This is a genomic window from Gemmatimonadota bacterium (assembly GCA_026705765.1).
Lineage (GTDB): Bacteria > Latescibacterota > UBA2968 > UBA2968 > UBA2968 > VXRD01.
The window spans coordinates 1-5,547 of sequence record JAPPAB010000130.1; the positions used below are offsets into that span (position 1 = coordinate 1).

Genomic DNA, 5,547 nt, shown 5'->3' on the forward strand with positions numbered 1-5,547 from the left:
TTATGGGCGTGCCGTTCCGGCTGCGACAAGCACATATCGATATGTTGCATGTGGGACGTCGCATTTGGGGCAGGCAGTTGCCCAATTGCAAGTTGCAGACTCTGGAACAATATATTTGCCGCCGCACCCGGCAGGGCGATATTCCAGGCGCGGAGATTCCCAATGCGTATCACCGGTTTGTCAAGTCGGGAAATGCCGTGCAAATGCGCGATATCTTGCATCACAATGTGCTGGATCTGCTGACGACGACAGAGGTGTTGTTGCGTGTGGTGGAGGGGGAGAGGGAAGTGTGAAGTGTGAAGGAGGAAGTGTGAAGAAGCACTTGCTCTGGGGTGACGTGGGGTGGACTTCTAACTTCTTACTTCTAACTTCTTCCTTCTAATATGGCGTTGAATGTTGCGCTCGGGCGCATGGCCGATGTTATTTTTTCGGTGTCTGGGAGATAATAACCGCCCATGTCAACGGGTGGACCCTGTGCTGCATTGAGTTCGTCAATGATGGTTGTTTCATTTGCTTCGAGTTGTTGTGCTAATTTTGCAAATCGCACTTGAAGTGCCGGGTCTTCGCTTTGTTGAGCCAGTGCTTGTGCCCAGTACAGGGCGAGGTAAAAATGGCTTCCGCGGTTGTCCAATTCGTGTACTATGCGCGAGGGCGATTTTCTGTTGTTTAAAAATACGCGGGTTGCCTCGTTTAGTGTTTCTGATAGAATGCTGGCTGTTTTGTTGTTGGTTTTATGTCCCAGGTCTTCGAGGGACGCGGCGAGGGCCAATATTTCTCCCATTGAATCCCACCTCAAATGCCCTTCTTCTACAAATTGCTGTACGTGCTTGGGAGCAGAGCCTCCTGCGCCGGTTTCGAAAAGGCTTCCGCCTGCCAGAAGGGGTACAATTGAAAGCATTTTTGCACTGGTTCCCAGTTCGAGAATGGGAAACAGGTCTGTGAGGTAGTCGCGCAATACATTGCCGGTGACAGAGATGGTGTCTTTTCCATTTTTGGCGCGTTGCAGGGTTGCGCGCATGGCTTTTGTTGGGGACAGAATTTGGATGTCCAAACCGCTTGTGTCGCAGTCTTTCAAATAGGTATCGACTTTGTCGATTAAGTTTCTGTCGTGCGCTCTGTTTTCGTCTAGCCAGAATATGGCCGCTGATCCGGTTATGCGCGCGCGGTTGACGGCGAGGTTGACCCAGTCCCGTATCGGAAGGTCCCTGGTTTGGCACGCGCGCCAGATGTCCCCTTTTTCTACTTCGTGCTCGAGTAAGATCTGTCCCGAAGTATCGACGACGCGAACCCGACCGTTTGAAGGTATTTCATAAGTTTTGTCGTGCGATCCGTATTCTTCTGCTTTTTGTGCCATTAATCCCACATTGGATACATTGCCCATTGTGGTGATGTCGAAGGTTCCGTGTTCTTTGTGAAAGTCGATGATTTCCCGATAGATGCGCGCATAAGAGCGGTCGGGGATGGTGTATATGGTGTCGCGGAGTTCGCCGTCGGGTCCCCACATTTGTCCGGATTCGCGGATTGCAGCGGGCATGGATGCGTCGATGATTACATCGCTGGGTACGTGTAGATTTGTGATGCCGCGATCCGAGTTGACCATTGCGAGGTCCGGGCGATGGGTGTAACAAGCGGCAATGTCGGATTCGATTTCTGCGCGTTGCGATTCCGGCAGGCGCGCAATTTTTGTATATACTTCTCCTATGCCGTTGTTGGGATCGATGCCGAGTTTATCAAATACAGCTGCGTGTTTTTCAAATACGTCTTTGTAATAGACAGTGACCGCATGTCCAAAGAGGATTGGGTCTGATACTTTCATCATGGTGGCTTTGAGGTGGAGTGAGAATAAAATACCTTTGTTTTTTGCTTTTTCGAGTTGGGTTTCGTAAAATGCGCGCAGTGCGCGACAGTTCATGACCATTGCATCGACGACTTCGCCAGCCTGAACGGGTATGTCGTCTTTGAGTATGGTTGTGTTTCCATCGCTGTCTATAAACTCGATTTTGAGAGTGCTATCTTCTGCTAAGACGACGGATTGTTCACTGCCGTAGAAGTCTCTATCGCGCATGTATGCCACATGTGATTGGGATTCTGAGGTCCATTCGCCCATGGGGTGCGGGTTGTTTTTGGCGTATTCTTTTACGGCGGATGCCACCCTGCGATCCGAGTTTCCTTCGCGCAAGACGGGGTTTACGGCGCTTCCCAGAACTTTTGCATATCGGTCTTGAATTTCTCGCTCTGCTTCGGTTTGCGGTTCTTCTGGATAGTCCGGGATATCATATCCCTTTTCTTGAAGTTCGCGGATTGCTGCGGTCAACTGGGGTATGGAGGCACTGATGTTGGGCAGTTTGATGATGTTGGCTTCGGGTGTTTTTGCCAGTTCTCCCAATTCCATCAGCGCATCGGATTGTTTCTGGCTTTCGGTTAAGTTTTCTGGAAAATTCGCAATTATTCTGCCGGCAAGAGAAATATCTTCTATTGTTATTTCAATGCCTGCGGGTTCTGTGAAGGTTTTGATGATTGGGAGTAGTGAGCACGTTGCCAATGCAGGTGCTTCATCGGTTTTTGTATAGACGATTGAGGCCATGATATTCCCTGAGTTTTTGTTGTGGCGGATTTTGAAGTGCGTATTATACGAGTATGGGCAGGCGAAAGTCAAGGAGATATTTACAGGAAATCGGGAACGCGGATGTTGTTTGTGAATCTAAAAGAGGGGGAGGCGAGATATGAATATGCGGTGGATCATTGGTTTATTTTTTTTGGGGTGTTTTGCAGCGCAACAGGTCTGGGCGGAGACTTCATTGGGGTTGCCGGTTGAGGGTGTGCAGACGATTGTGTTGCGCAATGAGGTGGGTAAGAACCAGATTCAGTTTGTGAGTTCGGCGCCGCTGGAGGAGATCCACGGCACAGCATCGGGGATTTCGGGTGAGTTGAAGCTGGATCCAGCGAATTTGGAGGGTCTGACGGGGAAGATCGAGGTGCAGGTTGCGAGTATGGAGACGGGTATTGAGAAGCGCGACGCGCATTTGCATAGCGAGGATTGGTTGGATGAAAAACAGTTTCCGATGATTGGGTTTGAGATTGCGGGGTTGAAGGATGTGTCTGTAGAGGTAGGGGAAGGTAGGGCGATTATTAAGGGTTTGGCTATGGGGATGTTTTCACTGCATGGGGTGGATAAGGAGATGGTGATTCCTTTTGAGGCGACGTATTTGCTGGCGTCGGAGCAGACAAAGAAGCGCGCGTTAGGGGATTTTTTTGTGGTGAAGGGCGAGTTTGAGATTGCGTTGAGGGATTTTGATATTGCAGGTGCGCGCGGGCTGGTGGGCAACCGGGTTGGGAAGAAGATCAATTTGAAGACAAATTTTTTTGGTTCGACGATGAGAAGTGAGGAATAATCCGTTGAGTACCACCTGGGTATCAAAAATACTGCTAATTATTTCGCATTCTTGCCTTGACAAAGGGTTTTTAATTGGCTATTTTTTTGAAGATTATATGCTAATTATTTCGCATAATAATATTATTACTGAATATGCTCGCATTTCTGGAGGTATGCTCATGGGTAAGTATGTCATGATATTGCTTTTCCTGCTTCTACCTTCCTGTGTACACGCGGTGCCAACCGCATCAGATTGCGATTTCAATAACAGCGGTAAAGTAGATTTTGCCGATTTTATCGCATTTTCACAGGGGTATGGGACAACCCGGATCCAGTTTGACTTGAATGGAGATGGCGCAGTCAATTTTCGGGACTTTGTCATTTTTGCCCAGTTCTACGGGCAGACAATCACAATCCCTCCGCCAACCACCAACGCTCCCGTTGGCATTCAAGTTGGGATGCAAGCCCCCGACTTTACGCTTAGAACCCTCACTGGCGAATCGTTCAATCTCTACGAACAGCGCGGCAAACCCGTGTTTCTCAACTTTTGGGGAACCTGGTGTCCTCCCTGTGTTGCCGAAATGCCCGATATACAAAAGTTACAAGATACTATGGCAGACTCCATTCAGATCGTCGGCATTGGCGTACGAGACACGCGCATCCAGGAGTTGCGTTTTGTCACGAGATATGGCTATACCTGGACCTTTGTTCTCGACTCGGGAGGAGAAGCGCGCAATGCGTATGAGGTCTCGTCCTATCCCACCTCGCTGTTCCTGGACGCCAGAGGCGTGATTGTCCGCGTATTGCGCAGTGCTCAGAATTACGAAACTTTCCTGGAAGCGGCGCGACAGGCGATAAATAATTAAACAAGCTATCAGTGGTCAGCCTTAATCGAAAGGCATTTGTAATGAAGAATCCGATGCGGAATATAGTTCTGTCAGTTTTATCAATACTCGCATTTCTGATGTCCCCACTGTCTCTTTCGGCACAAAATACCTTTTCCCTATCGCTGGATGTAAATGGTACCGCAGGCGACCAGGCAGTCACGTCCCTCAATGTGTCCGCAGATCAAATTGTCGCCATTCAGATCTTCGGCACAGGCATTCAGAATGCGAACGGCCTTGCTGCGCGCTTTGAATACGATGCCGCGCAGGTTGTGTATGAGGGATTTGAGGTAGGCGATGTCTTGCCCAATGCTCAGGCTCTCCCAGAGCAAGGTACGGGTTTTGTCGAAATTGGCATTGCATCTCTGGGTGGTCAAACAACTGCCAATAGCGGTCTGGTGGGTACAGTTCGCTTTCGCACGACAGCCGCATTTTCGGGCACGGCGATTCGGCTGGTACGTACAGAACTCAGTCGGGGTGGACAATTTGAGACTGTGAATCTGGATATTCGCATTGCGTTACAGTTACAGGCCCTTACATCGGACTTCGACGGCGATGGTGTGGTTAATTTTGCCGACTTTTTGGCGTTTGCAGGTCAGTTTGGGGCGCGTCAGGGCGATGGGAGATATGAAGCGAAGTACGATCTGGACAGCGATGGTGCGATTGGCTTTGGCGATTTTCTGCTCTTTAGCAGTAGCTTTGGCAAAGAGGTCTCTACGTCTAACAATGGTGGCGGTGAAATTACCATTCTGGATGCGGACCTGCGCGCAGCAATTGAGTCTGCACTGCGCAAGGCGAGTGGTGCGTCGATCAGCAGAGCAGAGATGGCGAGTTTGACAAGCCTTGAGGCACAGGATTCGAATATTCGCGATTTAACCGGACTCGAATTAGCAACTGGTCTGATATCGCTGAACCTTTCCAATAATATCATCTCAGACCTTACACCATTGTCGGGCTTGACCAGTCTGACATCGCTGATCCTTTCCGATAATGTCATCTCGGACCTCACACCTCTATCGGGCTTGATCAACCTGACAGTGCTGATTCTTTCCGGCAATTTATTCTCGGATATCTCGTCATTGTCGGGTTTAACCAACCTGACATCGTTGAATCTTTCCCATAATATCATCTCGGACATCTCGCCATTGTCGGGCTTAACCAACCTGTCAGTGCTGTTTCTTTACGACGATACTATGATCAGGGATAGGTCAATACTGTCGCGTCTGTTCAACCTATCAGAAGCAAATATCACGGAGGCGAACGTGCGTGGGGGGAGTGGGTTCGCGGTGG

General features: G+C 49.5%; 5 protein-coding genes. 4 read left to right on the forward strand and 1 reads right to left on the reverse strand.

What is annotated here, in order from left to right; all coding sequences use genetic code 11:
• On the forward strand, nucleotides 1-293 hold a 293-nt coding region (locus tag OXH16_17430), incomplete at its 5' end, for a ribonuclease H-like domain-containing protein (protein ID MCY3683180.1).
• Between the two features lie 71 nt (nucleotides 294-364).
• Here OXH16_17430 and OXH16_17435 read toward each other — a convergent pair.
• Entirely contained in the window at nucleotides 365-2,584 is a 2,220-nt protein-coding gene (locus OXH16_17435; protein MCY3683181.1) for an NADP-dependent isocitrate dehydrogenase, read from the reverse strand.
• A 139-nt stretch (nucleotides 2,585-2,723) separates the two neighbouring features.
• Between OXH16_17435 and OXH16_17440 the strand changes: the two genes are divergently transcribed.
• From OXH16_17440 to OXH16_17450, 3 genes are all read left to right on the forward strand, one after another.
• Nucleotides 2,724-3,392 carry a YceI family protein gene (locus OXH16_17440; GenBank protein ID MCY3683182.1) on the forward strand — a complete coding sequence of 223 codons (669 nt, stop codon included), beginning with the start codon at nucleotides 2,724-2,726 and terminating at the stop codon, nucleotides 3,390-3,392.
• Nucleotides 3,393-3,552: 160 nt separating this feature from the next.
• Nucleotides 3,553-4,239 (forward strand): redoxin domain-containing protein, encoded by a 687-nt coding sequence (locus tag OXH16_17445; GenBank protein ID MCY3683183.1) that lies wholly within the window; start codon nucleotides 3,553-3,555, stop codon nucleotides 4,237-4,239.
• 53 nt (nucleotides 4,240-4,292) lie between these two features.
• The coding region (locus OXH16_17450) for a leucine-rich repeat domain-containing protein (GenBank protein MCY3683184.1) at nucleotides 4,293-5,547 on the forward strand (1,255 nt) is incomplete at its 3' end.

Excerpts from the sequence above, each read along its gene's own strand:
- OXH16_17435 (MCY3683181.1), bottom strand. The coding sequence starts at position 2,584 with ATGGCCTCAATCGTCTATACAAAAACCGATGAAGCACCTGCATTGGCA.
- OXH16_17440 (MCY3683182.1), top strand. The coding sequence starts at position 2,724 with ATGAATATGCGGTGGATCATTGGTTTATTTTTTTTGGGGTGTTTTGCA.
- OXH16_17445 (MCY3683183.1), top strand. The coding sequence starts at position 3,553 with ATGGGTAAGTATGTCATGATATTGCTTTTCCTGCTTCTACCTTCCTGT.